This is a genomic window from Pseudomonas sp. TE50-2 (assembly GCF_040813665.1).
GTDB classification, from domain to species: domain Bacteria; phylum Pseudomonadota; class Gammaproteobacteria; order Pseudomonadales; family Pseudomonadaceae; genus Aquipseudomonas; species Aquipseudomonas soli.
Window position 1 is genome coordinate 1,533,087 of the sequence record NZ_JBFNXN010000001.1, and the last position, 25,457, is coordinate 1,558,543.

Sequence of the window (25,457 nt, forward strand, 5' to 3'; positions counted from 1 at the left end):
AACATGTATTGCCTGGGCCGGCCCTATCGCCGGCAAGCCGGCTCCCACAGGGAGCGGGTCTGCCCGCAATGACGCCAGCCAGCCACCCAGAGGATCGGTTAATGAAGTTCGAAGGCACCCGCGACTACGTCGCCACAGATGACCTCAAGCTGGCGGTCAACGCGGCCATCACCCTGGAGCGCCCGTTGCTGGTCAAGGGCGAGCCGGGTACTGGCAAGACCATGCTCGCCGAACAACTGGCCGCCTCCTTCGGCGCACGCCTGATCACCTGGCACATCAAGTCGACCACCAAGGCCCACCAGGGCCTGTACGAATACGACGCGGTCAGCCGCCTGCGCGATTCGCAGCTAGGCGTGGACAAGGTCCACGATGTGCGCAACTACCTGAAAAAAGGCAAGCTGTGGGAGGCCTTCGAGGCCGACGAGCGGGTAATCCTGCTGATCGACGAAATCGACAAGGCCGACATCGAGTTCCCCAACGACCTGTTGCAGGAACTCGACAAGATGGAGTTCTACGTCTACGAAATCGACGAGACCATCAAGGCCAAGCAGCGCCCGATCATCATCATCACCTCCAACAACGAAAAGGAGCTGCCTGACGCCTTCCTGCGCCGCTGCTTCTTCCACTACATCGCCTTCCCCGACCGCGCCACCCTGCAGCAGATCGTCGACGTGCACTACCCCAACATCAGCCAGTCGCTGGTCAGCGAGGCACTGGACGTGTTCTTCGACGTGCGCAAGGTGCCGGGCCTGAAGAAAAAGCCCTCCACCTCCGAGCTGGTCGACTGGCTCAAGCTGCTGATGGCCGACAACATCGGCGAGGCGGTACTGCGCGAGCGCGACCCGACCAAGGCCATCCCGCCGTTGGCCGGGGCCCTGGTGAAGAACGAACAGGACGTGACGCTGCTCGAGCGCCTGGCCTTCATGAGCCGGCGCGGCAACCGCTGACGGGAGCCGGGCCATGCTGCTCAACCTGTTCAATGAAATGCGCGCGGCCAAGGTGCCGGTGTCGGTGCGCGAGTTGCTCGACCTGCACCATGCCTTGCAAAAAGGTGTGGTGTTCGCCGACATGGACGCCTTCTACTATCTGGCCCGCGCCATCCTGGTAAAGGACGAACGGCACTTCGACAAGTTCGACCGTGCCTTCGCCGCCTACTTCAAGGGCCTGGAAAACCTCGATCGGCATATCGAGGCGTTGATCCCCGACGAATGGCTGCGCAAGGAGTTCGAGCGCTCGCTCACCGACGAGGAACGGGCGCAGATCCAGTCCCTGGGCGGGCTGGACAAGCTGATCGAGGAGTTCAAGAAGCGCCTCGAGGAACAGAAGGAACGCCATGCCGGCGGCAACAAATGGATCGGCACGGGTGGCACCAGCCCGTTCGGCTCCGGCGGTTTCAACCCCGAGGGCATCCGCGTCGGCGAGGCCGGCAAGCGCCAGGGCAAGGCGGTGAAAGTCTGGGACCAGCGCGAGTACAAGAACCTCGACGACCAGGTCGAGCTGGGCACGCGCAACATCAAGCTGGCCCTGCGCCGGCTGCGCAAGTTCGCCCGCGAAGGCGCCGCCGAGGAGCTGGACATCGACGGCACCATCGATCACACCGCCCGTGACGCCGGCCTGCTGAACATCCAGATGCGCCCCGAACGGCGCAATACGGTGAAGCTGCTGTTGCTGTTCGACATCGGCGGCTCGATGGACGCCCACATCAAGGTCTGCGAGGAACTGTTCTCGGCCTGCAAGACCGAGTTCAAGCACCTGGAGTACTACTACTTCCACAACTTCGTCTACGAGTCGGTGTGGAAGAACAACCTGCGCCGCACCTCAGAGCGCTTCTCCACCTTCGACCTGCTGCACAAGTACGGCGACGACTACAAAGTGATCTTCGTCGGCGACGCAGCCATGGCACCCTACGAGATCACCCAGCCCGGCGGCAGCGTCGAGCACTGGAACGAAGAGGCCGGGTACGTGTGGATGCAGCGCTTCATGGAGAAATTCAGGAAGATTATCTGGATCAACCCGTATCCGAAGCAGGCCTGGGACTACACCGCCTCGACCCATCTGGTGCGGGACCTGATCGAGGACAAGATGTATCCGTTGACGTTGCAGGGGTTGGAAGACGGGATGCGTTACCTGTCCAAGTAATCTGTTGACCGAACTGGCCTCATCGCGGGGCAAGCCCGCTCCCACGCCAGCCCTGCAAATGCGCGAGTAGCGTGGGAGCGGCGGTTCGGCGCCCCGACTTGCCCCGCGATGAGGCCGGCAGACTCAACCCCAGCAGCGCAAGCATGCCTGCTGCTCGCGCCACGCCTCGTCCTGCACCACCGCCCTGAAGCGTATCGTCGCGCCCGGCATGCACTGCGCCAGTTGCGCCAGCGCCAGCGGCGTCAACGCCCCCAGCCGCGGATATCCACCGATGGTCTGCCGGTCATTGAGCAGTACGATCGGCTGCCCGTCCGGCGGCACCTGCACGGCGCCGAGCGGGATTCCCTCGGAGATCATCGGCGCGCCCTGGTAGACCAGTTGCGGCCCGAGCAGGCGAATGCCCATGCGGTCGGCACGGCTGTCCAGCGTCCAGTCACGGTTGAACGCCTCGAACAGGCTGGTGCCGCTGAAATCGCCTATCTGCGCCCCCATCACCAGGTCCAGCACAGGCTTGTCCGCATACACCGGCCGCAACGTTTCGGGAACGTGGGAGCGGCGGTTCGGCGCCCCGCCTTGCCCCGCGATGGCTCCGACAGCGTGCAGCACCTCCCCTTTCGCCAACGCCCGGCCCTGGCCATCCACTCCACCCAATTCCTCCCGGACCACCGTGGAGCAACTGCCCAGGACCGCCTCGCCCTGAAACCCGCCAGGCGCGGCCAGATAAGCACGTACCCCTTGGCGAGGCTGACGCAGCGTCAGCTGCTGGCCCTTGTCGAGGTTGAAGCTGGTCCAGGGCGCCACGGCCTGCCCGTCGACCTGCGCATCCAGGTCGGCCCCGCCCAACGCCAGCATGCAATCTTCCTCGGCAACCACACTGAACCCGCCAAGGGCGATTTCCACCACGGCATTGTCCAAGGCATTGCCCAGCAACCAGTTGGCCCAGCGCATCGCCACCCAATCCAGCGCGCCGCCCTGGGTCACCCCCAGATGCCGCACGCCGAAGCGCCCGCCATCCTGCAATTGGCACAGCGCGGTGCTGGCCTCGATCCTCAACTGGCTCATGCCTGGGCCTCCAGCGGGCTGTCATCACCGCCCAGGTTGATGAACTCGGCGTGCCCGACGGCCACGAAACGTACCCGGTCGCCCGGTTGCAGCAGGCTATAGCCCTCGCGCTCGCGGTCGAACAGGTGCACCGGCGTCCGACCGATCAGGTTCCAGCCGCCCGGCGACACCGCCGGATAGGCGGCAGTCTGGCGTTCGGCAATACCGACACTGCCCGCTGCCACACGCTTGCGCGGGGTGCTCAGGCGCGGTGTGGCCAGGCGCTCGTCGACCAGCCCCATGAAGCCGAAACCCGGGGCGAACCCCAGCGCGAACACCGGGTAATCACGACCACAGTGCACGTCGATCACTTCCGCTTCGCTCAGCCCGCTTCGCGCAGCCAGCACCGGCAACTCGGGGCCGACGCTGGCGTGGTACCAAACCGGGATCTCGTGCCTGCGCCCGGCCTTTCCGTCATCCGGCCGCAGGCCCTCCAGTGCGTGCAGGATGCGCCGGCGCGCTTCGCCCGGCGCCAGGTCGAACTGCACCATCAGCGTGGTGTAGGACGGCACCAGGTCGATCAACTGTTGGCCAAAGACGTCCCGCAAGCGCTGGCTGGCGGCGAGTATCCACGGCATGTTGCCTTCATCGATGGCATCAAACAGCCGCACCATCAGGCTGTCGACGGCCACCACTTCGATACGTGGGGTCATGCCTGCTCCAGCGCGTCGAGTGCCTGGCGGATCTGGCGTACCGCGGCCACGGAACCATCGTTGTCGCCATGCACGCACAGGGTGCTGGCGTTCAACCGCACCTCGCTGCCATCGTCGGCCACCAGGGCCTCGCCCTTGGCCAGGCGCAAGGCCTGCTCGACCACCAGCGTCGGGTCATGGTGCACTGCGTCCGGCAGGCGCCGTGACATCAGGTGCCCGCTGGCGGTGTAGCCACGGTCGGCGAAGGCTTCGAACCACAACGGCACGCCGATCTCATCGCCCAGAGCCTGGGCGGCGCTGTCGTCGGCGGTGGCCATGAGCATCAACGGCAGGCCGCTGTCGAATGCCGCCACGGCCTCGAGCACGGTGCGCAGGATGGCCGGGTTGGCCATCATGTCGTTGTACAGCGCGCCATGGGGCTTGACGTAGGCCACCCGGCCACCGAGCACCTTGCAGATGCCGTCCAGGGCGCCGATCTGGTAATGCAGCAGGTCGCGGATCTCGTCGCTGCTGCAGGCCATGGAGCGGCGGCCGAAGCCTGCCAGGTCCGGGTAGGCCGGGTGCGCGCCGATGGCCACCCGGTGCTCCAGCGCCAGGGCCACGGTGCGGCGCATGGTGCCGGGGTCGCCGGCGTGGTAGCCGCAGGCGATGTTGGCGCAGTCGATGAACGGCATGACCTTGGCATCCTGGCCCATGCGCCAGTTGCCGAAGCTCTCGCCCATGTCGCAATTGAGTAGCAGGCGTTTCACCTGGCGGACCTCCGTATCAATGTTCATGGTGCCTACCTTAGCGCGCCTGGAGCGCTTTGCCGCGGGTTTCCGGCAGGCTCAGCGCGGCCAGGATCACCACACCGTAGGACACTGCGGCAAAGGCGCCAATCCCCAGGCCCAACGGCACTTTCTCGCCGAGCAGGCCGATCAGCAGCGGGAACATGGCCGCGATGACCTTGCCGATGTTGTAGCAGAAGCCCTGCCCCGAGCCACGGATGCGGGTGGGGAACAGCTCGGTGAGGAACGACCCCATGCCGCTGAAGATGCCCGAGGCGAAGAAGCCCAACGGGAAGCCCAGCCACAGCATCACGTTGTCGCTGACCGGCAGCTGTGTGTAGAGCAGGACGATGACGAACGAGCCCACGGCGAACAGGATGAAGTTCTTCCGCCGCCCCAGCAGGTCGCAGAGGTAGGCACTGACCACATAGCCGATGTAGGAGCCGACGATGACCATCGCCAGGTAGCCGCCGGTGCCCAGCACGCTCAGGCCGCGCTCGTTCTTGAGGAAGGTCGGCAGCCACGAGGTGATGGCGTAGTAGCCGCCCAGGGCACCAGTGGTGAGCAGCGAGGCGCGGATCGTGGTCCACAACATGCCGGGGGCGAAGATCTCGTAGAAATGCGAAGGCGCCGCGACCGTCTCGGCCGCCTTGGCCTCGCGGTAGACCTCCGGGTCCTTGACCAGGCGCCGCACGAAGATCACGAAGATCGCCGGCAGCAACCCGAGCAGGAACAGCGCGCGCCAGGCCTGCTCGGCCGGCAGCCAGGAGAACAGCAGCGCGTAGAGGATGGCGGTCAGGCCCCAGCCGATGGCCCAGCCCGACTGCACCATGCCCACCGCCTTGCCGCGGTCCTGGGCACGGATCACCTCGCCGATCAGCACCGCGCCGGCGGTCCATTCGCCACCGAAACCGAAGCCCATCAGGGTACGGGCGATCAACAGCTGCTCATAGCTCTGGGCGAAACCGCAGAGGAAGGTGAAAAATGCGAACCACAGCACCGTCAGTTGCAGGGTGCGCACACGGCCGATGCGATCGGAGAGGATACCGGCGATCCAGCCGCCCAGGGCCGAGGCGATCAGCGTGCTGGTATGGATCAGCCCGGCCTCGGCGGTGCTGATGCCCCACAGCATGATCAGCGTGGGGATGACGAAGCTCAGCATCTGGGTGTCCATGCCGTCCAGGCCGTAGCCGATCTTGCAGCTCCAGAAGGTGCGTCGTTGCTGGGAATCGATGTCGCGGTACCAGGCGAAAGGGCCGCTCGAGGTTCGGGCGGGGGCCTGCTGCTGCACGCCGGTCGGGTTCATGGTTGCCTCGGCTTGTTGGTATTGTTCTATGGGCGACGTCGGGCGTCGCGGCCTGGGCACCATGTTCAGAGGCCGCGCCCGGCACGTCCAATGAGAAAATCCGCCGGTCTGGAACAAGAAAAACTGATCATGAACCTTCGTTTCCTCGAAACCTTCGTCTGGGTCGCCCGGCTCAAGAGCTTCCGCCTCACCGCCGAGAAGCTGTTCACCACCCAGGCCTCGGTGTCCAGCCGCATCGCCGCGCTGGAGGCCGACCTGGGCGTGAAACTGCTGCTGCGCGATTCGCGCGGGGTCAGCCTGACGCCCGAGGGCGCCAAAGTGCTGGAATATGCCGAACGCATGCTCGACACCGCCAAGGCCATGAAGCAGTCGCTGGACAGCGACCGGGCCAAGACCGGGCGCATTCGCCTGGGGGTCATGGACACGGTCATCCATACCTGGATGAGCGCGCTGGTGGCGGAGCTGGGCGAGCGCTACCCGCAGGTGGAGATCGAGCTGGTAGCCGATACCGCGCTGAACCTGCGCGAGCAGTTGCAGAAGGGTTTTCTCGACGTGATCCTGCAGACCGACCTGCTGCGCGAACAGTCGATCCGCAGCCAGGACCTGGCGCGCTACCCGATGGGCTGGATCGTCGCCGCCGGCTCCCCGCACCACCGCACCTACGCCTCGTTGGCGGAGCTGGCCCGCGAACGCATCGTCACCTTCTCGAAAAATTCCCGACCGCACCAGGAGGTGCTCAGCCTGTTGCAGGCAGCCGGGGCCGAGGCGCCACGCCTGAACTGCGTGAACTCGGTGGCGGCGATCACCCGCCTGCTGCGCGACGGTTTCGGCATCGGCGCGCTGCCACCGGCACTGGTGGATGGCGAATTGAGCCGGGGCGAGCTGGTGTTGCTGGACGGCTTGCAGCCACCACCGAGCCTGGAGCTGGTGGTGGCCTGGCAGACCGGCGTGGCGTTGGTGGACGAGATCGTCGACGTGTGCCGGCAAGTGCTGGAGCGCTACGCGCGGGATGTGGGCGGGCAGCGGATCGTGTTGGTCTGAACGACGATCAGGGCAGCAACAGCATCACCGCCAGCTTTCCTTCACCACCTTGCGCCGCCCACCGAGGATCACCCAGCCAATCACCAGCAACAGGCTCTCGACCACGAACGCCAGCACGAACCCGCTGCCGATCCCCCAGCCGATAGCCTCGGGCACCAGCAGGATCTGGTAGCTGTAGCCCTTGAGAGTCTCTTCGCGCAGCGTCGGCTCCGGCTGCACCAGCACATGCCAGGTACGGCTCACCCACGAGCCTTGCAGGGCCTGCCATTCATGCTCCAGCGCCTGGTTGCGGATCAGCAGGCTTTCGATGCTGTTGGCATCGCTGTTGAACACCGGATCGTCGCTGCTGCGGTAATGCCGCACCAGCGCCTGCAGGTCGCCGTTGAAGAAGCGCTGCGCGGTCTGGCGGAAGCCGTCCAGGGCCTGGCGCGACTCGAGCAGGTGCGCCTCGACGCGCTGGCTGTAGTCCTTGACCAGCCCCGGCACCTGGAGACCGGCCAGCAGGCCGAAGGTGAACAACAGCAAACGCAGGTAACTTCTGAACATGGAGCTTCCTTAGCTCTGGCCGTGGGCGACGCACTCGCCATGGCGCCACAGACCCCACTGACCCGGCTCGTAGCGGTTCCAGGTCTCGTTCTCGGTCAGGGCCTCGGTGGCGATCACCGTGACCACGTCGTTGGGGGTGGTTTGCGTGTGGAAGTCGACGATCAGGTCGACATCCTTCAGCCGCGCCGCACCGAACGGTGCGCGGCGGGTGATGTGCACCAGTTTGGTCGAGCAGAAGCAGAACAGCCAGTCGCCATCGCTGAGCAGGCAGTTGAACACGCCCTTGCCGCGGTACTCGGCGCAGGCCTCGACCAGGACCGGCAGCAGCTGCTCGGCTTCCACCGGCTCGGGAAAGGCCTCGCGGATACGATTGAGCAGGTCGCAGAAGGCGGCCTCGCTGTCGGTGTCGCCAATTGGTCGGTAGAACGTGCGCTGGCCGGCGAAGTCACCCAGCTGGCCGTTGTGCGCGAAGCACCAGTTGCGGCCCCACAGCTCGCGCACGAACGGGTGGGTGTTGGACAGGCAGACCTTGCCGACGTTGGCCTGGCGGATATGACCGATGACCACTTCGCTCTTGATCGGGTAGCGCTGCACCAGGTTGGCCACTTCCGACTCGCTGCTCGCCGCCGGGTCCTGGAACAGGCGCAGGCCGCGCCCCTCGTAGAAACCGATGCCCCAGCCATCGCGGTGCGGGCCCGTGCGCCCGCCGCGCTGCATCAGGCCGGTGAAGCTGAAGACGATATCGGTGGGGACGTTGGCGCTCATGCCCAGCAGTTCGCACATGTTCGCGGCTCCTGGCTTACAGACGGGGTTCGACGCGGCCCTGCCCGGGGCCGGAGCGGCGCACGGGGGCCGGTGGCGGATCGTCGCGGTAGCGGTCGTGACGATTGGCGGCCAGGGACGCATCGGCCACGACCTCCTCCTCTTCCTTGGCCTGGCGCTGGGCGGCGGCCTCGCGCTGGGCGCGGCGTTCGCGGGCACGCTTTTCCAGCGGCCAGCGGATCAGCACGAAGACGAAGTACAGGGCAAAGGCGATCATCCCGTACATGGCAAGGTCCGAGGCTGCGCGCCAGGCGTTGTTGCCGACCTTGAAGGCGAGGTCCAGCGCGGTGATGGCGATGGCCGGGGCGAAGCTTTCCTTGACCGGGTCGACGATGGTCGGGGCGAACAGCAGCACGGCGATGATCACCCGCAGCGGCTCGCGCAGCCAGCGCCACATCCAGCCGGTCAGCTTGAAGCCCACCAGCAGGCAGCCCAGGGCGGCAACGGCGTACAGGCCCCAGGCCAGCGTATAGTCGTGTTCGGTCATGGTGTTGGTGCAAGCCAGGCAAAGAGACGCCTATGATAAACACTTTTACCGGCGCAGGCTGCCCCCGCACCGCATGCGACCCGCAGTGGCCCCTTCGCGAGGGGCCCATCATCGATGAGATCACCCATGCCCCTGACCCTTCCCGCCCCTATCGCCCATCAAGCCGACGGCAACGACCCCTACGCCTGGCTGCAGGACCGCGACACGCCCGAGGTGCTGGCCTACCTGGCCGAGGAAAACGCCTACCAGGAAGCCTGCCTCGCCGGCCAGGCGCCGCTGCGCGAGCAACTGTTCGAAGAGATCAAGAGCCGCATCCTCGAGACCGACCTGTCGCTGCCCTCGCCCTGGGGTCCGTACCTCTACTACACCCGCACCACCGCCGGCGACGAGTACCCGCGCCACTACCGCTGCCCGCGCCCGGCCGACGACAGCAATACGGTCGATGAAAGCCGCGAGGAACTGCTGCTCGACCCCAATGCGCTGGCGAACGGCGGTTTCCTCTCCCTCGGCGCCTTCAGCATCAGCCCCGACCATCGCCTGCTGGCCTACAGCCTGGATACCAGCGGCGACGAGGTCTACACCCTGTACGTCAAGGACCTGGCCAGCGGCGCGCTGAGCGCCCTGCCCTTCGACGACTGCGACGGAAGCATGACCTGGGCCAACGACAGCCAGACGCTGTTCTTCGCCGAGCTGGATGACACCCACCGCCCCTGGCGCCTGCGCCGCCACACCCTGGGCGAGGCCGCGGCCACCAGCGTATTCGAAGAGCCCGACGGACGTTTCTTCCTGCACTGCTACCGCGCCAGCTCCGAACGCCAACTGGTGCTGCTGCTCAACAGCAAAACCACCAGCGAAGCCTGGGTGCTCGATGCGGCCACGCCGCACGCCGACTTCACCTGCCTGGCGCCACGGGTCGAAGGCCATGAGTACTTCCCCGACCATGGCCAGCTCGACGGTCAATGGCGCTGGTTCATCCGCAGCAACCAGGACGGTATCAACTTCGCCCTGTTCCATGCGCCGGCAGACAGCGTGCCGGCCCGCGCGCAATGGCAGGTGCTGGTGCCGCACCGCGACGACATCATGCTCGAAGGCGTCAGCCTCAATGCCTCGGCACTGTCCCTGAGCCTGCGCGAAGGCGGCCTGCCAATCATCGAAGTGCGCCCGCAAGGCCTGCCGGCCTACCGCGTCGAACTGCCGGACGCCGCCTACAGCCTCTACGTGCAGGACAGCCTGGAATTCGCCAGCTCGCGCATCCGCCTGCGCTACGAAGCCCTCAACCGCCCGGCCCAGGTGCGTCAGCTGGAGCTGGCCACAGGCGCCCAGCAGGTACTCAAGCAGACCCCGGTGCTCGGCGCCTTCGACGCCGACGACTACATCAGCCAGCGCCTGTGGGCGGTGGCCAAGGACGGCACCCGGGTACCGATCAGCCTGGTGCGCCGTCGCGCCGACGAAGGCAAGACGGTGCCGCTCTACCTCTACGGCTATGGTGCCTACGGCGAGAGCCTCGACCCGTGGTTCTCCCATGCCCGCCTGAGCCTGCTGGAGCGAGGTGTGGCCTTCGCCATCGCCCATGTGCGCGGTGGTGGCGAGCTGGGTGAAGCCTGGTACCGGGCCGGCAAGCAGGAACACAAGCACAACAGCTTCGACGACTTCATCGCCTGCGCCGAACACCTGATCGCCGAAGGCGTGACCAGCCGCGAACGCCTGGCCATCAGTGGCGGCAGTGCCGGCGGCCTGCTGATGGGCGCGGTGCTCAACCTGCGCCCCGAGCTGTTCCGCTGCGCCATCGCCGAAGTGCCGTTTGTCGATGTGCTCAACACCATGCTCGACCCCGAGCTGCCGCTGACCGTTACCGAGTACGACGAATGGGGCAACCCGGAAGACCCCGAGGTGTATGCGCGGATCAAGGCCTACGCGCCGTACGAGAACGTCAGGGCCCAGGCCTACCCGGCCATGCTGGTGATCGCCGGCTACAACGACAGCCGAGTGCAGTACTGGGAGGCGGCCAAGTGGGTGGCGCGCCTGCGCACGAGCAAGACCGACGCCAACCTGCTGCTGCTCAAGACCGAGATGGGCGCCGGCCACGGCGGTATGAGCGGCCGCTACCAGGGGCTGCGCGACGTGGCGTTGGAGTATGCGTTCGTCTTCAATGAGCTGGGCGTGGCGTAAAACGCGAATTTCGTTGTCTCACAAGCGCCACGGCCACTGATTGTGCGCACGCGGCGCTTTCCAGACATGCGAAGAAGAACAACACATGCCCGACACCCAGCACCTGAACGCCGAAATCCGCGACATGCTCATGGACTGCGGTCTGTTCGACACCCTGCAGCCCAGCGATTTCGTCACCGCCGCAGGCTATTTCAGCCTCACCGCCGTGAGCGAAGGCCAGACCCTGTTCAGTGAAGGCGACGCCGGCACCTTCATGTGCATCCTCCACCGAGGCGTGGTCTCGGTGCGCAAGACCGACGGCAACGGCACCGAGGTGGAAATCGCCACCCTGCGCAAGGGCCGAGCCTTCGGCGAAATGGCCGTGCTCGACGGCGAGCGCCGCTCGGCCACCTGTGTGGCCGCCAGCGACTGCCAGTTGCTGACCCTGGGCAAGGATTCGCTGGAGAAGATGCTCGCCGACGCGCCGCGCATTGCCGCCCGCATCATTCGCGCCCTGGCCGTCGCGCTTTCACGGCGCCTGCGGATGCAGGATGGCCAGCGCCTGGCACAGCAGGTCTAATCGCGTTTAGGCGGCGGTTTTGGCGAATCCTGGTTCAACCCCGGCAACGGTTGGTCCTTCGGCGGCCCCGGCACCGGCATGGGCGGCAGCAGCGGCGCGCCGGGCCGGTTGGCGCCGGCCTTGGGCGGCGTGCTCGGGGTGATCTGCGGGTAGGGTGTCGGCGTCGGCGTCCCCGGTGCCCCCGGGACGGTCGTGAGCGGCCGCTGCTGACCTGCAGCGTCGGCCAATGGCACTGTGCCAAGCAACAATGCGGCGAGGATCGCATGCAACATCTGCCGCCTCCTGTCAGAAACCTTCCTACAGGCTATGCCCAATGGCGCATTTTTGCCTGTCCGCCCGCCCGACTGGCGCGCTAGACTCAAGGACATAACCGTCATTGCCCTGATTAGAAAAAAGGTAACACCATGAGTTCCACCTCCGACGCCACCGCCCGCCTCGACCGTATCCTCGCCGACGCCAAGCGCGACAAGGAAATGGGCTATCGCGACAAGGCGCTGAAAATGTACCCCCACGTCTGCGGCCGCTGCACCCGCGAGTTCTCCGGCAAACGCCTGTCGGAACTGACCGTGCATCACCGTGACCACAACCACGACAACAACCCCCAGGACGGCTCCAACTGGGAACTGCTGTGCCTGTACTGCCACGACAACGAGCACGCCCGCTACACCGACCAGCAGTATTTCAGCGAAGGTTCGCTGAGCACGCCGAAAGTCGCCGTGGCCACCCACAACCCGTTCGCCGGCCTGGCCGCGCTGATGAAGAAGGACTGACCGTCGATTCCCGCCCCCGCCGTGTCGGCAAGCCCGTATAATTGCGCTCTTTTTTTGCGAAGGGCCCCGACACGTGGCGAACAAACGGTACAGCTGCATCGGCCTGTTCAACCCCAAATCCGCCGAGAATGTCGGTTCGGTGATGCGCGCGGCCGGCTGCTATGGGGTCAATTCGGTGTTCTACACCGGCAAGCGCTATGAGCGCGCCCGGGATTTCGTCACCGACACCAAGCGCGTGCACTACGACATCCCGCTGATCGGCATCGACGACCTGCAGCGCATCATCCCCCTGGGTTGCACGCCGGTGGCGGTGGAACTGGTGGACGGTGCGCGCCCCCTGCCCGAATACACCCACCCGGACCGGGCGATCTACATCTTCGGGCCTGAGGATGGCTCGCTGAGCGAAGACGTGCGCGGTTGGTGCGAAGAGACCATCTACATCCCGACCCAGGGCTGCATGAACCTGGCGGCGACGGTGAATGTGGTGCTGTATGACCGCATGGCCAAGGGGTTGAATACGCGGTCGGGGCCCAAGTTCAAGTAACGCAGGAATGAACGCCTGGGGCATGCATATGCAAGCATCCTGTCCATAGGCGCCGCTGACGCGGCGCATCGCCGGCAAGCCGGCTCCCACACTGTCCGAGTTTGGCCAGATGTCATGCGCAGTACCTGTGGGAGCCGGCTTGCCGGCGATAAGGCCGATCCTGCTAACGCTTACGTAGCGTTGATCCAGATGGTCTTCAGCTCCGTGTACTGGTCATGCGCCCACTGCGATTTGTCGCGGCCACCAAACCCGGACTCCTTGTAGCCGCCGAATGGCGTCGAGGCATCGCCCTCGCCGAAGCAGTTCACCGTGACCACCCCGGCGCGGATCTCCCGCGACAGGCGCAAGGCATTGCGCAGGCTGCCGGTGTAGGCCGACGCGGCGAGGCCGTAGACCGTATCGTTGGCCAGCTCGATGGCTTCGTCGATGGTCGTGAAACTGGTCACGCTGAGCACCGGCCCGAAGATTTCCTCGACGAACAGGCGGCTGTCCCGCGCCACGCCGTCGACGATGGTCGGTTGCACGTACACACCTTCCTGCGTCTCGCCCCCCTGCACCACCTTGAGCGAATGCTCGGCGGCATACTCCAGGTACGAACGCACCTTCTCGAAGTGGGCTTTGCTGACCATCGCGCCCAGGCGGTTTTCCGGGTCGAGCGGATCACCCAGCTGCCAGTCCTTCAGGTGCTTGGCCATGAGGCCGAGCAACTCGTCCTTCACCGCCTCATGCACGATCAGCCGCGACGACGCCGAGCAGTTCTCGCCCATGTTCCAGAACGCCCCGGCAGTGACGAACTGCGCGACCTCGTCCAGGTCCTCGCAGTCGTTCATCACCACCGCCGGGTTCTTGCCACCCAACTCCAGCACGATGCGTTTGAGGTTGGACTCGGCGGCGTACTTGAGGAACAGCCGGCCGGTGTCAGTGGAACCGGTGAAGCTGACCATCGGGATATCCATGTGGCGGCCGATGGCCTCGCCCACCTCACGGCCACCGCCCGGCACCAGGTTGAACACGCCAGCCGGAATCCCGGCCTGGTGCGCCAGCTCGGCCACGCGCAGCGCGCTGAGAGTGGTTTCCTTGGCCGGCTTGACCACGATCGAACACCCGGCGGCCAGCGACGGGGCGATCTTCCAGGCCAGCATCAGCAGCGGGAAGTTCCACGGCAGCACCAGGCCGACCACGCCGATGGCCTCGCGGACCACCAGGGTCACCGCGGCATTGCCGGTGGGCGCGGTGTTGTCGTAGAGCTTGTCGATCAGCTCGGCGTGCCAGCGGATCGTGTGGATGGTTTCCGGCACATCGACGTTCTGGCACTCGCTTACCGGTTTGCCGCTGTCGAGGCTTTCCAGTACCGCCAGTTCGTGGGCGTTGTCCTCCAGCAACTGGGCAAACTTCAGCAGCACCTGCTTGCGCTCGCCCGGCTGGCGCTTCGACCAGGTACCGGCCTCGAACACACGCTTGGCAGCCGCCACCGCGAGGTCCACATCCTGCACGTCGCAGGCGGCCACTTCGGCCAGCAACTGGCCCGTGGCCGGGTTGCGGGTGACGAAGGTATTACCCGCGACGGCATCGCGGAACTCGCCGTCGATGAACGCCTGGGTCCGCGGTTGCAGTTTCGCGGCGATGGCCGCGTATTCGGCCTTGCTGAGCAATTCAGCCATGTTCAGGCACCTCCTGTGATCTGCGCGACATTGCGCTTGAGTTCGCCGACCACCCGCTCGAGTACCTGCTTTTCGGCCCCGTCGAGGTCCTGCAAAGGCTTGCGTACGCCACCGCTGCGCAAACCGTCGAGGGCACAGCCATACTTGATCGACTGGACGAACTTGCCCCCTTCGAGGAAGTCCATCAGCGGCATCATCGCCGCCATGATGCGGCGCGCCTTGTCGAAGTCTTTCTCCAGCACGCACGCCTCATAGAGCGCCACATGCTCGCGGGGGATGAAGTTGGAGCCGGCGCAGACCCAGCTTTTCGCGCCCCAGGCAAAGAACTCCAGGGCCTGGTCGTCCCAGCCGCAGGACAGCTGGATGTGCGGGCGCCGAATGGCCAGGCGGTGCAACTGGGCCATGTCGCCGGAGCTTTCCTTGATGGCGACGATGTTCTGCACATCGGCCACCGCATCGAAGAACTCATCGCCCATGCTCACGCCCATGCGGCCGGGGTAGTTGTAGAGCATGACCGGCAGGCCGGCGGCGGCGTCCACCGCTTTTACATGCAGGGCGATTTCCTGCTGAGTCGGCAGCGCATAGGGCGGTGTGCCGACCAGCAGCGCATCGGCCTTGATCTCCTTGGCGTGCCTGGCGAAGGCCACGGCGTCCTCGGTGCGGATGCCGCCGGTGCCAACGATCAGCGGCAGGCGACCGTTGAGCACATCCTTGGCCTGGGCCGCCAGCTCGACGCGCTCCTGGGTGGTATGGGCGTAGTATTCGCCGGTGGAGCCGCCGATGATCACACCGTGGATCTTGGCCTCGACCAGGTATTCGAGAACCTCGGCGAAGGCCGCCTTGTCGATCGAGCCGTCAGTGGCCAGGGGGGTGATTGCCGGGGTGTAGATGCCTTCGAATTTCACGATCAGGTACTCCATTGGACACAAGGTTTCAGGCCGCGTCGGGCAAGCCCGGCGCGGTGCAAGGGATCAATTGAGGGCGGCTGCCTGCTGCAGGTTGAGCGCTCGGGTCTCCGGGGCCAGCGCCCAGGCCACCAGCAAGCCGAGCAAAGTGACTGCGGCTGCCGCATACATGGTGAAGGCGATGCCATAGCCATCGAGCACCAGCGGCACCAGCCAGGTACCGATCGCAGCGCCAACCCGCGACAGCGAGGTGCCGACGCCCACGGCGTTGGCGCGGATCTCGGTGGGGAACAGTTCGTTGGGGTAGACCAGCTGCAGCACCTGGGTGCCGCCGATGAACAGCGCGTAGGCGCCGAACAGGCCGAGGATCAGCAGTTCGGAAGCGGCGTGGAACACGCCCAGCCCCAGCAGCGCCAGCCCCGACCAGAAGAAGCTGTGGATCAGCATGCTGCGCCGGCCCATGCTGTTGATCAGCCGCGTGGCGACGATGCAGCCGACCACGAACAGCAAGGTGATCGCCACCGAGCCGAACGAGGCCCAGTCGCCCTTGAGGTTGAGCGCGCCAAGCACCTTCGGCGCGAAGGCGTACACGGCGAATACCGGGATCACCGAGCAGGACCAGAACACCGCGACGAACATCATGCGTTTGCCATAGCCCGAATGCAGCAGGCTGAGGAACGACAGCTTCTTCTGCTCCGGCTCCTCGGGCAGGTTGCGCAGGGAGAAGGTGTCGCCGTAGACGCTCTTGATCACCGCCTCGGCTTCACTTGCGCGGCCCTTGCTCAGCAGCCAGCGCGGCGACTCCGGCGTCCCCAGGCGGATCAGGAACAGCAGCGCGCCGATCAGCGCCGGGCTGGCCAGCACCAGGCGCCAGGCATCGTCGCCGCCCTGACGCAGGAGGAAGTCGCCGAGGATGTAGGCGAAGGCCGCACCGGCGAACCAGAGAATGGTCAGGGTGGCCAGGCGCGGGCCACGGTTCTTCCTGGGCAGGAACTCCACCAGCAGCGAAGTGGCCACGGGGTATTCGATGCCCACGGCGATACCGAGCGTGAAACGCAGCAGGAACAGCACCAGCCCCGACTCCACCCAGAACTGGCTGAGCGAGGCGAGGATGAACAAGGTGGGGCCGACGAAGAACACCCGTTTGCGCCCGAAGCGGTCGGTCAGCCAGCCACCGAGAAAACCGCCGAAGAAAATCCCGATCAACGCCGAAGCGGCGATCATGCCCTGCCAGAAACTGCTCAACGAAAGGCCCGCAGACATCTGCACCAGGGCCACGCCAATGATGCTCAGGACATAGCCATCGACGAACGAGCCACCGCCGGAACGCACGGTGAGCAATTGATGAAAGCGATTAAGCGGTACGTCTTCGATTGATACATTGGTATTTGTCATTATTGTCTCCTGCCATCATCAAACGCAGGCCGTTTTCAGGGCGAGCGAACCCGCGAAACCGAAATTCAATTTCAGCTCCGAACGGTCGAAGTTGCACTTCGAACCCAAACAGCACGCAATAGAAACCGCAGGCCGGGCAATCAACGCCCAGCGAATATCAAGTTGTTAATAACGCTTTAAATCACATCAACTTTCTTGCCCGGCGCGGTATTGCCCCCACTTGAGATTAAGGTTAAGGCCCAACGACACCAGCGCGGCCGGTGGATTGGCGCAGGGGCCCGGTGCATTCAGCACAAAATCGATCAGTTCATTGCGTTCGCCCGCCAGCCAGTCGGCCAGCAACTTGCCGGTGGCCGTGCCGCGGGTCACGCCCAGGCCGTTGCAGCACAGGGCGCCATAGACATTGGGCGACAGTTCGCCGAAAAAACCCGTGTGGTTGCGCGACATCGCCAGCGCGCCACCCCAGGTATGCTCGAACGGCAGGCCGGATACCATCGGGAAGCGCCGCTCGAACGCATCGCGATGGCGTACGGCGAAGCGCTCCAAGTACTTGCGGTTGGCCCGGCCATCGGGGTTGAAGCTGAAGCTGTTGCGGATCAGCAGGCGATTGTCCGGCGTGCGTCGCACGGTGGTGCCGAACGGATCGGCCGGGATCAGCCCCCAGTAAGGCTTGCCGCCCAGGCGCAGCTGTTCCTCGGGCGTCATCGGGCGGGTCAGGCTGGCATAGGTGAACACCGGCAGCATGCGGCCCTTGAGGAAACCGAAGCTCATGCCGAAGGCATTGGTGGTGAGGATCAGCTTGTCGGTGGTGATCGAGCCGTTGGCGTGCCGCAGCACGGTCTTGGCGCCGTACTCGACCTCGGTAATCGGCGTGTGCTCGTACAGGGTGACATTGGCCGGCAGGCTGTCGGCAAGCCCCTTGACCAGCGCCGAGGGCTGCACCAGCGAAGTGCCCGGGGTGAACAGGGCCTTGCGGTAGAACGTGGTGCCGATGTGTTCGGGCAGCTCGCCTGCCTCGATCATCTCGTAGGGCTGGCCGAGCTTGTCCAGGCCCCGGCGGTAGGCATCGAGCACGGCGACGCCGCGTGGCTCGACGGCGGCCTGGTACTTGCCGCAGTGCTTCATCTGGCAGTCGATCTGGAAGCGCTCCACCAGCTCCTTGAGGAACGCCTGGCCACTGAGGTTGAGCTTGAGCGTCTTGCTCGCCACGCCGATGTCGCCGATGTAGTCGTCGGCACCGATGTCATGGGGCAGGTCGATGGCGAACCCGGCGTTGCGCCCGGACGAGCCGAAGCCGACCTCCTGGGCTTCCAGCAGCACGATCTGCTGCTCGGGAAAGTTCAGCGCCAGCTGCCGCGCGGCGGCAAGGCCGGTGAAGCCGGCACCGACGATGACCCAGCGCGCCGTGGTATGGCCGGCGTGCGGCGCCCGTGTACGGCGCCCCTTGCTCAGGTGGTACCAGCCGCAGGTACTGTCGTCGGCGGGCAACGAGGTGATCTTTGTCATTTCAGGAACCAGATATTGTTGTTAGGTCTGTTCCTCATCACGCCCGCCCGTTCCGGCCTCCTGCCGGAAGATTGGGGGGCGGTGAGCATCACGTCACAAGGCCAGTGCCACTTCCATTCCCTGGGGCGCCGCGTATTCGGCCATGCGCCGACGGGACAGCTCGAAGTGCTCGCGCACCAGTTGCCCCGCGGTTTGCGGATCGCGGCGTTCGATCGCCTCGATCATCTGATCGTGTTGCATGCAGGCCAGCTCGAGGTCGCGCTGCATGTCGTCGGTGGTCGGGTGACGGTAGAAGATCTTGCCCAGGCGGGTGTGGTCGATCAGCAGGCGGCGCAGGCTGGGCAGCAGGTAGTCGTTGTGGGCGATCTTGCCGATCTCCAGGTGGAAGGCATCGTTGTAGAGCACGCGGTTTTCCACGTCCTTGCTCTCGATGGCCTGGCGGAACAGTGCCTGGATGGCCTTGAGGCCTTCGATCTCCGCCGCCGTGGCATGGGTGGCCGCCAGTTGCGTGGTGGCGATGTAGATCAGCGGCGCGGCCAGGAAGAAGCTGTGCAGCGAGTCGTGGTTCATTGCCGCCACCCGCGGGGCCCGGTTGGCCTCCAGCTCCACATAACCCTCGGCAGCCATCTGCCGCAACAGCTCGCGAACCGGAGGCCGCGACAGGCCGAATTCGTCGCACAGCGCCAGCTCGTCGACCACCGCTCCCGGCGCCAGCTCCATGCTGAGGATGCGCCGGCGCAGGGCCTCGGCAAGCACGCCCTTGCGATCGATGGGCACCTCGTCGGTGGACGGTTGGACATCAGCGTTGGCTTTCATGGCGGCCTTTTTGGTTGTCATATGCTTGTGTCTACAATTTGTATAATGAATATAGAGCGCCGTTAGACAATGTGTCTACAGCTTTTTTGATGAACGGTTCACAGGAGGTGGGGCTTAGGGATTACGGGGGTATTTGATCACATCCGGCTCCCGTGCAAGCCAGGCGTCTACGCGGCGAAGTGCACGCCACCGTGGGCCGTTGCCGTTGCCGTTGCCGTTGCCGTTGCCGTTGCCGTTGCCGTTGCCGTTGCCGTTGCCGTTGCCGATCAGAAGTCTACCCCCGAAGCCCGCGAGCGACAGCTGCGCCAGCCCAGGCGCCGCCCGTAACTTCGCGACTTCAGGAGGCCGAACGGAGGTCTTGCGGAGGGAGGTGACGGGCATGGATGCCCGTCAAGCGCTGCGCCCCAGGATGGGGCGTTCAGCGCGGTCCTCCCGGGAGCAAGGCCGGAGTGAGGGAACCCGGAGCGAAGCGGAGGGCCGGATGAATGGAGCGATGTACGGATCACCCACATGGGTTACACAAAAGTTCACTCACATAGGTGACAACACCTTGAGTGTTACATAACCATCAGTGGCATCCCGCACATCGACCCTGCCAAGGATGATGGGGCCGAAAATAACATCCCAGATGCCATCCCCAACCTGCTCCAGTCCAATGGTCTGGTGCTTGAGCACATAACCTACGTAGATCCTCAAGCCCCGGCGATTGATGATGCCGGAGCTATCAGCCGGCAAGCTCTCGATATGACTGGGATAGGTCATTTCGGGGAGCTTTTCAGGGAATGGGCGTGGAGATGGCTGGTAGCAAGACGCCGGTGTTTTCTGCTTCAGCGCTTCATGCAAGCGCTCATGATTGTAGTGCTGCCGAAAGCGATCAAAGTGCCGTTGTTGAGCCTCCCAGGCCACTGCCGGCGGCGATGGGAGCGTGCTTTTGAGCGTTCGATGCATGCGCTCGTGGCGGCCATTTTGTTCAGGCCGACCAGGCGCAATACGCTCGGGAATGATGCCTAGACGCAGCCACCAGATCGACAGCTGAGAAAGTCCCGCACGCCCCTTACTGGCAAACGGCACACCGTTATCGGTACGAATCCGCTCAGGCAAGCCATTCTCTCGGAACACTTGGGTGAAAACGGCCTGGGTTTCCAGCAGGTTGGTATTGGGCATGCTGTGACAGGCGAGCAGGAAACGACTGGCGTGATCCATGATCGTCAGCGGATAGCACCAGACGCCTGCACCTGTCAGGAATTGACCTTTGTAGTCCGCACTGAACAGCTGGTTAGGCGACTCGGCCTTCTCCAGGGGCTTGGGATAGACCGCTACACGCTGACGTAAGCGGCGTGGTTTGACCAATTCGGCTTTCTTGAGGATGTTGTAGATCGCTGTCTTCGAGGGCGGCGCCTGATCAGGGAAACGCTCCTGCAGCGCAGCCTGGATCTTTTTCGGCCCCGGTTCCGTTTCGCCTCGACTGCGCAATTCGATGATGGCTTCGCGAACTGCGGCGGGTACGACCCAATCCTGGTTCAACCGGCGGCGGCTGCGTTCTTCCAGCCCCGAAGGCCCCTCTTTCTCATATCGCTCGACCCATTTGTAGCCGGTCTTTCGGCTGATCTCGTAGGCCTGGCACAGGGCGCTGAAGCTGGGCGGCCCCTGCAGGTAATCCGCGATGAAAAGCATTTTAAGGTCCATAGGTTTCAGCTCTCGCCAAGGCATGGTCAGATCCTCGAAAACCGACCCTGCCAGTTAAAGACTGTTACCTATGTGCGTGAACTGATTTGTAACCCATGTGGGTGAGTCATACCCGCAGCGTTTTTTGGTTACTTTTTGTCGCGTTTGACAAAAAGTGACTCGCCGTTGAACTGACCCCCGAAAGTTGGACAGGTAGCGCTATGCGGCCAGCGCTTGGGTTCGGAATTCTACCGGACTCAAGCCATTCAGTCTGAGACTGATGCGTTCTTGGTTGTAGTAGGCGATGTAATCCTCTAGCCCTGATGCCAGTTGCTCAACACTTTCAAACGATTCCAGGTAAAAAAACTCGCTCTTGAGCGTGCCGAAAAAGCTTTCCATGGCGGCGTTGTCCAGGCAATTGCCCTTACGTGACATGCTCTGCTCGATATTCTTCCCAGCCAGCATATGCCGGTAAGTTGGCTGTTGATATTGCCAGCCTTGATCGGAATGCAGTATCGGTTTGTCACCTGGATTCAGCCGCTCGAAGGCTTGCTCCAGCATTGTCGAAACCATCTTGAACTCAGGACGCCGGTTGATCTGATAAGCAAGGATCTCGCCGTTGTACAGGTCCATCACAGGCGAGAGAAACAGCTTCTGCCCCTTTACCTTGAACTCTGTCACGTCGGTTGCCCATTTCTGATTGGGGGCTTCTGCCTTGAATTTGCGTTTGAGTAGATCAGATGCAACAACCCCCTCGGAGCCTCGGTACGAGCGATATTTCTTAACTTTGACCAGAGATTTGAGGTCCATCAACTGCATCAGTCGCTGCACCTTCTTGTGGTTGACCACCTCGCCATTGTGCCCGAGGACCGCAGTGATACGACGATAGCCGTACCGCCCCTTATGTCCGTGATAGAGGCTGTTGATGCGCTCTTTGAGAGCAGCATGCTTGTCAGCCACCAGCACTTTGCTTTGGTAATAAAAGGTACTGCGTGCCAGCCCTGCAGCACGTAGCAGCAGAGCAAGTCGATGCCCGCGCCTCAATCCTTGGATAGCCTGCGTTTTCTTGCCTGCGCAGTTCGAGGGTCCGCTTGGATCAAGGCATCGAGCTTTTTTAGATAAGCATTCTCCGCGCGCAGGTATTCCAGCTCTTCGAGCATTTGCTTTGGTGTCAGCTCGCTGTCCGCTGGGGTGGGCGGGCTTGTGCTGGACTGTTTTGATGGCTTGCGGGGCATGCTGAACTCTCGGGTACGGCGCGGGTGAAGGGCTTCTACTCCGCCTTTATCGTACAACCTTTTCCATTGCCTGATGCTACTCGGGCCGCGGATATCAAACTGCACGCAAGCTTGCTGGGCGGACAGTCCGTCTTGCTCAATGCACTGCAAAACCTTCAATTTGAACTGCGCGTCGTAGTGGCTGTACTTGGCAATCAAACCGGCTGCACCGTGTTGCTCGTAGCCCTTTACCCAGCGGCGTAACAGCGATGGACTCAGGTCATGCTTGAGCGCCACCTCATGAACACTGCGGGCAGAAAGGCACTCTTCGATGAGTGCCTGCTTGAGTGCCAGGTTGTATTTCGTCATGGAACACCCTCCGGTTGGGGATAAGGTGTCCAACTTTCGGGGGTCAGTTCACGTAAGGGCGAAAAGGTGACTATGCGTCAGTATAGCCAATGAATGCGCTTACAACTGTAAAAACCCACACCAACCGCATTTGACTTTGACTTTGACTTTGACTTTGACTTTGACTTTGACTTTGACTTACACAGTGTGTGTTTTGAAAGTTATATGCGCATTCAGTTGCGATGGTGACGCATAATCACCTTTCCGCCCTTACGGCGGGTCCCTTTTTGAAGGATCAAAAAGGAACCAAAAAATCCTCGCTCCATTCATCCGGCCCCTACGCTTCGCTCCGGGGTCCCCTCACTCCGGCCTTGCTCCCGGGAGGACCGCGCTGAACGCCCCATCCTGGGGCGCAGCGCTTGACGGGCATCCATGCCCGTCACCTCCCTCCGCAAGACCTCCGTTCGGCCTCCTGAAGTCGCAATTTGTGTCGCCTGAACTATCGCGCACTTAGAAGCAAAAGCAAAAAACAACAGCAACAGCAACAGCAACAGCAACAGCAACAGCAACAGCAACAGCAACAGCAACAGCAACAGCAACAGCAACAGCAACAGCAACAGCAACAGCAACAGCAACAGCAACGGCAACGGCAAAAGCGAGATTTAGAGATTCTCCATAGTCGTTCAGCCACGGCGGCTCTTTCGTGCCACAGCTGATTAAATACGCTGAGCAAAAGTTTCATTACAAACAACACGCTCGCCAACAGCATCTGCAGCCAATTGCTATAACCCCTCCTGCTCAGGGCTGCATCGAAGTTGTCCGGGGCAGCCACGCGGCAAATTACACTGAACGCTTGCACGCTGGTCAAAGTCTGCTGGATATCACCAACCTGAGGAGACCCGGCAATGCACGATACCCATTGGACAACGGACACACCGGAACACAATGTCCACGGCCTGGAGCGCGTCAGCTCCCTGGCTGGGGGCGCGTTGATGATCAGCAAGGGGCTACGCCACGGTGGCCTGCTGGGGATGGTGCAGGTTGCCGTCGGCGGCCTGGCGCTGGCCCGTGGTGTGAGCGGGCATTGCTCGACCAAGGCGTGGTGGCTGCGGCATCGCGCCGAATACCTGCGCCTGCATCGCGACATAGAACGAGGAGCTGCCGAGCTCAAGGCACTGAAGGCCAGCGCCGAGGCGGCAACCCGTACCGCGACGGTGACCGGCGGTTAAAAGCATCGCGGGCAAGCCCGCTACCACGAGCCGGCGTTCAAAATGATGTCCGGGGTCGTGGGAACGGGCTTGCCCCGCGATAAATCCTGCGCCTAGCGCAATACCTTGCTTTGCAATACTTCGGACTGCCGCCCCAGGACGTTCTCGCTGATCTGCACGAACTCCTCGGTGCTGACGCTCGACAGGCGCATCAGCGCCCGGGCGACATCGTCCAGCGAGCGCTTGTCGTGGTTGTGCAGGCGGATCTCTCGGTCCAGCGCCTGCAACAGCAGCACGCCGCGGGCCACCTGGGCCGGGCTGGCCTTGGCACCCTTGAGGTGATTCACTTTGTCGCCAAGCTTGTGCAAGCGCGCCTGCAAGGCCTCGTAACGGTCGTCGCTCATGCCTCCAGCACGCCGCAGCAGCTCGCTGGCGTAATAGTCGGCCAGGCTCTCGCCGAGCCAGTCGCTGCCATCGCGGTCGTTGATCTGGGCGAACAATTGCACCAGTTCGCGCAACAGCGGGCTGTTGCCGTTCTCGCTGATCAGCGGCCGGCCACTGTGCAAGTACAGGGAATTGTTGCCTGGCAGCACGCCACGCCACATCTCGTCGCGGGCACCGACCAGCAGCAACTTGGGCGGGTTGCGTGGAAACACCGACTGCAACTGCGGCCAGACGAAGGTCAACAGGGTCAATGTGTCCATGCGGCGCATGCCCTGCCCTTGCGGCGCGGCGACGGTCACCTCGGTGTCGCCAAGGCGCGCACGGCGGCTGCCCAGGTTGCCGGCGAGCATCCAGCCGGTGGGGCGGTCGAACAGGCGCGATACGTCATCGATGCGGAATTTCTGCCGACCGATGCGCGGCCAGGCGGTTTCGACACTCTTCCAGCCGGTCGGCAGGTCGAAAGCCAGGCGCGACACCAGCTCGGTGCCGTCCTGCTGGTCAAGGCGCGCCGGCGGCACCAGCTGATCGCCACGGAACAGCGCCCAGTGCGCGGTCATGCGGGTTTCATGGACACCGCCCTTGGGTTGCTGGTCGAGCAGCACGCGGTAGCTGAGGCTGGTCTTGCCTGACGCCGGGTGCCAGACACCGCGCCCGTTCTGCACCTGCCACTGGCCATCAGCAAGGAAGTCGCTGTAGACGCCGGCTTTGCCCAGGTCGAAGTCCAGGCTGCGCACCACACTGCCTTCGGCCAAGGTCAGGCGCACCTCGGCCTGGCCGCTCTGCGGCAACAGGCGAACCTGATAGTCCAGGTCGACTTTCCTGGCCAGCGCCTGAGTGCTGAGCAGCAGGCCAAGCACCATCAACAGCGGGCGACGCATAGCGAAACTCCTTGTAGCCGCGCGGCTCAACCCGCGCGAAAAATCAGGTGGTCTTCCCAGTCGTCTTCATCCACGTCGTTCTCGCTGAGCATCCGCCCGGACCGGGAAATGCGTTGCTCATGCACTTGCCCGCGATCGCCGCAGACCAGGTGGTGCCACGACGGCAAGTCGTGGCCTTCGCTGACCAGGCGATAACCGCAGGTGGGCGGCAGCCACTTGAACTGGTCGGCCTTGCCCGGGGTCAGCTGGATGCAATCGGGCACGAAGCGGAAGCGATTGGGATAGTCGCTGCACTGGCAGGTCTGCAGGTCGAGCAACTTGCAGGCGATGCTCGTGTAGTAGACGCTGTTGTCCTCTTCGTCCTCGAGCTTCTGCAGGCAGCACAGGCCGCAGCCGTCGCACAGCGACTCCCACTCTTGCACATCGAGCTGGTCGAGGGTCTTGCGCCGCCAGAAGGGCGCGGTATCGGCGATCATCACACGTGTTCCTGCAGTCAACATCAATCCGCGGCGC

The 25,457-nt window shown here is 63.8% G+C and carries 27 protein-coding genes; 9 read left to right on the forward strand and 18 right to left on the reverse strand.

The window, feature by feature from the left end; translation table 11 throughout:
- The first annotated feature begins 101 nt into the window (after nucleotides 1-101).
- Nucleotides 102-947, forward strand: a complete 846-nt coding sequence (locus AAHK21_RS06895) for a MoxR family ATPase (protein WP_023629931.1) — start codon at nucleotides 102-104, stop codon at nucleotides 945-947.
- 13 nt (nucleotides 948-960) lie between these two features.
- Nucleotides 961-2,139, forward strand: coding sequence for a VWA domain-containing protein (locus AAHK21_RS06900; RefSeq protein WP_023629932.1), 1,179 nt, complete (start codon nucleotides 961-963; stop codon nucleotides 2,137-2,139).
- A 123-nt stretch (nucleotides 2,140-2,262) separates the two neighbouring features.
- On the opposite strand, the gene AAHK21_RS06905 is transcribed toward AAHK21_RS06900, so the two are convergent.
- Genes AAHK21_RS06905 through AAHK21_RS06920 form a run of 4 tightly spaced genes read right to left on the reverse strand, consistent with a single transcriptional unit; the run spans nucleotide 2,263 to nucleotide 5,966 of the window.
- The gene (locus AAHK21_RS06905) at nucleotides 2,263-3,201 is read right to left on the reverse strand and encodes a biotin-dependent carboxyltransferase family protein (RefSeq protein ID WP_367856827.1); all 939 of its coding nucleotides are present in this window, start codon (nucleotides 3,199-3,201) and stop codon (nucleotides 2,263-2,265) included.
- The gene (gene pxpB / locus AAHK21_RS06910) at nucleotides 3,198-3,893 is read right to left on the reverse strand and encodes a 5-oxoprolinase subunit PxpB (protein WP_046856675.1); all 696 of its coding nucleotides are present in this window, start codon (nucleotides 3,891-3,893) and stop codon (nucleotides 3,198-3,200) included. Before pxpB ends, AAHK21_RS06905 begins: the two co-directional genes overlap by 4 nt.
- Entirely contained in the window at nucleotides 3,890-4,669 is a 780-nt protein-coding gene (locus tag AAHK21_RS06915) for a 5-oxoprolinase subunit PxpA (RefSeq protein ID WP_367856828.1), read from the reverse strand. The genes pxpB and AAHK21_RS06915 overlap by 4 nt, the downstream gene beginning before the upstream one ends.
- 10 nt (nucleotides 4,670-4,679) lie before the next feature.
- Complete coding sequence (locus AAHK21_RS06920; protein ID WP_038705611.1) at nucleotides 4,680-5,966, reverse strand: MFS transporter; 1,287 nt, start codon at nucleotides 5,964-5,966, stop codon at nucleotides 4,680-4,682.
- A 129-nt stretch (nucleotides 5,967-6,095) separates the two neighbouring features.
- Here AAHK21_RS06920 and AAHK21_RS06925 point away from each other — a divergent pair, with 129 nt between their 5' ends.
- Nucleotides 6,096-7,007: a LysR family transcriptional regulator gene (locus AAHK21_RS06925; RefSeq protein ID WP_046856677.1), complete on the forward strand. Its 912-nt coding sequence runs from the start codon at nucleotides 6,096-6,098 to the stop codon at nucleotides 7,005-7,007.
- A 24-nt stretch (nucleotides 7,008-7,031) separates the two neighbouring features.
- Here the strand turns inward: AAHK21_RS06925 and AAHK21_RS06930 are convergent, their stop codons facing one another.
- Genes AAHK21_RS06930 through AAHK21_RS06940 form a run of 3 tightly spaced genes read right to left on the reverse strand, consistent with a single transcriptional unit; the run spans nucleotide 7,032 to nucleotide 8,862 of the window.
- A complete protein-coding gene (locus AAHK21_RS06930; RefSeq protein WP_023632562.1) occupies nucleotides 7,032-7,553 on the reverse strand; it encodes a DUF2937 family protein in 522 nt (173 codons plus the stop codon).
- A gap of 9 nt (nucleotides 7,554-7,562) precedes the next feature.
- The gene (locus tag AAHK21_RS06935) at nucleotides 7,563-8,336 is read right to left on the reverse strand and encodes a class II glutamine amidotransferase (RefSeq protein ID WP_038705609.1); all 774 of its coding nucleotides are present in this window, start codon (nucleotides 8,334-8,336) and stop codon (nucleotides 7,563-7,565) included.
- A 16-nt stretch (nucleotides 8,337-8,352) separates the two neighbouring features.
- On the reverse strand, nucleotides 8,353-8,862 hold the full coding sequence (locus AAHK21_RS06940; RefSeq protein ID WP_038705608.1) for a hypothetical protein: 510 nt from the start codon (nucleotides 8,860-8,862) through the stop codon (nucleotides 8,353-8,355).
- 126 nt (nucleotides 8,863-8,988) lie between these two features.
- Here AAHK21_RS06940 and AAHK21_RS06945 point away from each other — a divergent pair, with 126 nt between their 5' ends.
- Nucleotides 8,989-11,031 (forward strand): S9 family peptidase, encoded by a 2,043-nt coding sequence (locus AAHK21_RS06945; protein ID WP_367856829.1) that lies wholly within the window; start codon nucleotides 8,989-8,991, stop codon nucleotides 11,029-11,031.
- Nucleotides 11,032-11,116: 85 nt separating this feature from the next.
- On the forward strand, nucleotides 11,117-11,590 hold the full coding sequence (locus AAHK21_RS06950; protein WP_046856679.1) for a cyclic nucleotide-binding domain-containing protein: 474 nt from the start codon (nucleotides 11,117-11,119) through the stop codon (nucleotides 11,588-11,590).
- On the opposite strand, the gene AAHK21_RS06955 is transcribed toward AAHK21_RS06950, so the two are convergent.
- Nucleotides 11,587-11,862 carry a hypothetical protein gene (locus AAHK21_RS06955; RefSeq protein ID WP_160291270.1) on the reverse strand — a complete coding sequence of 92 codons (276 nt, stop codon included), beginning with the start codon at nucleotides 11,860-11,862 and terminating at the stop codon, nucleotides 11,587-11,589. The two genes, AAHK21_RS06950 and AAHK21_RS06955, sit on opposite strands and share 4 nt — an antisense overlap.
- Before the next feature lie 132 nt (nucleotides 11,863-11,994).
- Here AAHK21_RS06955 and AAHK21_RS06960 point away from each other — a divergent pair, with 132 nt between their 5' ends.
- Both AAHK21_RS06960 and AAHK21_RS06965 read left to right on the forward strand, forming a co-directional pair.
- Nucleotides 11,995-12,360 carry a YajD family HNH nuclease gene (locus tag AAHK21_RS06960; RefSeq protein WP_023632486.1) on the forward strand — a complete coding sequence of 122 codons (366 nt, stop codon included), beginning with the start codon at nucleotides 11,995-11,997 and terminating at the stop codon, nucleotides 12,358-12,360.
- A gap of 73 nt (nucleotides 12,361-12,433) precedes the next feature.
- Nucleotides 12,434-12,904 carry an RNA methyltransferase gene (locus AAHK21_RS06965; protein ID WP_046856681.1) on the forward strand — a complete coding sequence of 157 codons (471 nt, stop codon included), beginning with the start codon at nucleotides 12,434-12,436 and terminating at the stop codon, nucleotides 12,902-12,904.
- A gap of 170 nt (nucleotides 12,905-13,074) precedes the next feature.
- On the opposite strand, the gene AAHK21_RS06970 is transcribed toward AAHK21_RS06965, so the two are convergent.
- The 8 genes from AAHK21_RS06970 to AAHK21_RS07005 all read right to left on the reverse strand — a co-directional run bounded on the left by AAHK21_RS06970 (nucleotide 13,075) and on the right by AAHK21_RS07005 (nucleotide 22,435).
- Nucleotides 13,075-14,565, reverse strand: coding sequence for an aldehyde dehydrogenase (locus AAHK21_RS06970; protein WP_367856830.1), 1,491 nt, complete (start codon nucleotides 14,563-14,565; stop codon nucleotides 13,075-13,077).
- A 2-nt stretch (nucleotides 14,566-14,567) separates the two neighbouring features.
- A complete protein-coding gene (locus AAHK21_RS06975) occupies nucleotides 14,568-15,470 on the reverse strand; it encodes a dihydrodipicolinate synthase family protein (protein WP_367856831.1) in 903 nt (300 codons plus the stop codon).
- Between the two features lie 66 nt (nucleotides 15,471-15,536).
- Nucleotides 15,537-16,865, reverse strand: a complete 1,329-nt coding sequence (locus tag AAHK21_RS06980) for an MFS transporter (protein ID WP_367856832.1) — start codon at nucleotides 16,863-16,865, stop codon at nucleotides 15,537-15,539.
- A gap of 186 nt (nucleotides 16,866-17,051) precedes the next feature.
- The gene (locus AAHK21_RS06985; protein WP_367856833.1) at nucleotides 17,052-18,371 is read right to left on the reverse strand and encodes an NAD(P)/FAD-dependent oxidoreductase; all 1,320 of its coding nucleotides are present in this window, start codon (nucleotides 18,369-18,371) and stop codon (nucleotides 17,052-17,054) included.
- A 93-nt stretch (nucleotides 18,372-18,464) separates the two neighbouring features.
- Nucleotides 18,465-19,187 carry a GntR family transcriptional regulator gene (locus AAHK21_RS06990; RefSeq protein WP_367856834.1) on the reverse strand — a complete coding sequence of 241 codons (723 nt, stop codon included), beginning with the start codon at nucleotides 19,185-19,187 and terminating at the stop codon, nucleotides 18,465-18,467.
- Nucleotides 19,188-19,301: 114 nt separating this feature from the next.
- Nucleotides 19,302-19,568 carry a hypothetical protein gene (locus tag AAHK21_RS06995; RefSeq protein WP_367856835.1) on the reverse strand — a complete coding sequence of 89 codons (267 nt, stop codon included), beginning with the start codon at nucleotides 19,566-19,568 and terminating at the stop codon, nucleotides 19,302-19,304.
- Between the two features lie 150 nt (nucleotides 19,569-19,718).
- Nucleotides 19,719-20,897 (reverse strand): integrase core domain-containing protein, encoded by a 1,179-nt coding sequence (locus tag AAHK21_RS07000; protein ID WP_367856464.1) that lies wholly within the window; start codon nucleotides 20,895-20,897, stop codon nucleotides 19,719-19,721.
- 174 nt (nucleotides 20,898-21,071) lie between these two features.
- Nucleotides 21,072-22,435, reverse strand: a protein-coding gene (locus AAHK21_RS07005; RefSeq protein WP_367856463.1) for an IS3 family transposase whose coding sequence is annotated in 2 segments (ribosomal slippage) — nucleotides 21,072-21,970 and nucleotides 21,970-22,435 — 1,365 coding nt in all. Because the reading frame shifts where the segments join, the coding sequence is not laid out codon by codon here.
- Nucleotides 22,436-22,899: 464 nt separating this feature from the next.
- Here AAHK21_RS07005 and AAHK21_RS07010 point away from each other — a divergent pair.
- Nucleotides 22,900-23,130 (forward strand): hypothetical protein, encoded by a 231-nt coding sequence (locus AAHK21_RS07010; protein ID WP_367856836.1) that lies wholly within the window; start codon nucleotides 22,900-22,902, stop codon nucleotides 23,128-23,130.
- Nucleotides 23,131-23,319: 189 nt separating this feature from the next.
- A complete protein-coding gene (locus tag AAHK21_RS07015; RefSeq protein ID WP_367856837.1) occupies nucleotides 23,320-23,643 on the forward strand; it encodes a DUF2892 domain-containing protein in 324 nt (107 codons plus the stop codon).
- A 92-nt stretch (nucleotides 23,644-23,735) separates the two neighbouring features.
- Here the strand turns inward: AAHK21_RS07015 and AAHK21_RS07020 are convergent, their stop codons facing one another.
- Together AAHK21_RS07020 and AAHK21_RS07025 are read right to left on the reverse strand one after the other, a co-directional pair.
- On the reverse strand, nucleotides 23,736-24,944 hold the full coding sequence (locus AAHK21_RS07020; RefSeq protein ID WP_367856838.1) for a hypothetical protein: 1,209 nt from the start codon (nucleotides 24,942-24,944) through the stop codon (nucleotides 23,736-23,738).
- Between the two features lie 26 nt (nucleotides 24,945-24,970).
- Nucleotides 24,971-25,420, reverse strand: a complete 450-nt coding sequence (locus tag AAHK21_RS07025; protein WP_367856839.1) for a YcgN family cysteine cluster protein — start codon at nucleotides 25,418-25,420, stop codon at nucleotides 24,971-24,973.
- Nucleotides 25,421-25,457: the final 37 nt, after the last annotated feature.

Bases quoted from the DNA above. Each gene is read 5' to 3' on its own strand.
- AAHK21_RS07015 (WP_367856837.1), top strand. From the start codon at position 23,320: ATGCACGATACCCATTGGACAACGGACACACCGGAACACAATGTCCAC.
- AAHK21_RS07020 (WP_367856838.1), bottom strand. From the start codon at position 24,944: ATGCGTCGCCCGCTGTTGATGGTGCTTGGCCTGCTGCTCAGCACTCAG.
- AAHK21_RS07000 (WP_367856464.1), bottom strand. From the start codon at position 20,897: ATGCCTTGGCGAGAGCTGAAACCTATGGACCTTAAAATGCTTTTCATC.
- AAHK21_RS06950 (WP_046856679.1), top strand. From the start codon at position 11,117: ATGCCCGACACCCAGCACCTGAACGCCGAAATCCGCGACATGCTCATG.
- AAHK21_RS06995 (WP_367856835.1), bottom strand. From the start codon at position 19,568: ATGCCCGTCACCTCCCTCCGCAAGACCTCCGTTCGGCCTCCTGAAGTC.
- AAHK21_RS06985 (WP_367856833.1), bottom strand. From the start codon at position 18,371: ATGACAAAGATCACCTCGTTGCCCGCCGACGACAGTACCTGCGGCTGG.
- AAHK21_RS07025 (WP_367856839.1), bottom strand. From the start codon at position 25,420: ATGATCGCCGATACCGCGCCCTTCTGGCGGCGCAAGACCCTCGACCAG.
- AAHK21_RS06980 (WP_367856832.1), bottom strand. From the start codon at position 16,865: ATGACAAATACCAATGTATCAATCGAAGACGTACCGCTTAATCGCTTT.
- AAHK21_RS06900 (WP_023629932.1), top strand. From the start codon at position 961: ATGCTGCTCAACCTGTTCAATGAAATGCGCGCGGCCAAGGTGCCGGTG.
- AAHK21_RS06925 (WP_046856677.1), top strand. From the start codon at position 6,096: ATGAACCTTCGTTTCCTCGAAACCTTCGTCTGGGTCGCCCGGCTCAAG.
- AAHK21_RS06955 (WP_160291270.1), bottom strand. From the start codon at position 11,862: ATGTTGCATGCGATCCTCGCCGCATTGTTGCTTGGCACAGTGCCATTG.
- AAHK21_RS06990 (WP_367856834.1), bottom strand. From the start codon at position 19,187: ATGAAAGCCAACGCTGATGTCCAACCGTCCACCGACGAGGTGCCCATC.
- AAHK21_RS06930 (WP_023632562.1), bottom strand. From the start codon at position 7,553: ATGTTCAGAAGTTACCTGCGTTTGCTGTTGTTCACCTTCGGCCTGCTG.
- AAHK21_RS06945 (WP_367856829.1), top strand. From the start codon at position 8,989: ATGCCCCTGACCCTTCCCGCCCCTATCGCCCATCAAGCCGACGGCAAC.
- AAHK21_RS06915 (WP_367856828.1), bottom strand. From the start codon at position 4,669: ATGAACATTGATACGGAGGTCCGCCAGGTGAAACGCCTGCTACTCAAT.
- AAHK21_RS06905 (WP_367856827.1), bottom strand. From the start codon at position 3,201: ATGAGCCAGTTGAGGATCGAGGCCAGCACCGCGCTGTGCCAATTGCAG.
- AAHK21_RS06940 (WP_038705608.1), bottom strand. From the start codon at position 8,862: ATGACCGAACACGACTATACGCTGGCCTGGGGCCTGTACGCCGTTGCC.
- AAHK21_RS06895 (WP_023629931.1), top strand. From the start codon at position 102: ATGAAGTTCGAAGGCACCCGCGACTACGTCGCCACAGATGACCTCAAG.
- AAHK21_RS06970 (WP_367856830.1), bottom strand. From the start codon at position 14,565: ATGGCTGAATTGCTCAGCAAGGCCGAATACGCGGCCATCGCCGCGAAA.
- AAHK21_RS06935 (WP_038705609.1), bottom strand. From the start codon at position 8,336: ATGTGCGAACTGCTGGGCATGAGCGCCAACGTCCCCACCGATATCGTC.
- pxpB (WP_046856675.1), bottom strand. From the start codon at position 3,893: ATGACCCCACGTATCGAAGTGGTGGCCGTCGACAGCCTGATGGTGCGG.
- AAHK21_RS06960 (WP_023632486.1), top strand. From the start codon at position 11,995: ATGAGTTCCACCTCCGACGCCACCGCCCGCCTCGACCGTATCCTCGCC.
- AAHK21_RS06920 (WP_038705611.1), bottom strand. From the start codon at position 5,966: ATGAACCCGACCGGCGTGCAGCAGCAGGCCCCCGCCCGAACCTCGAGC.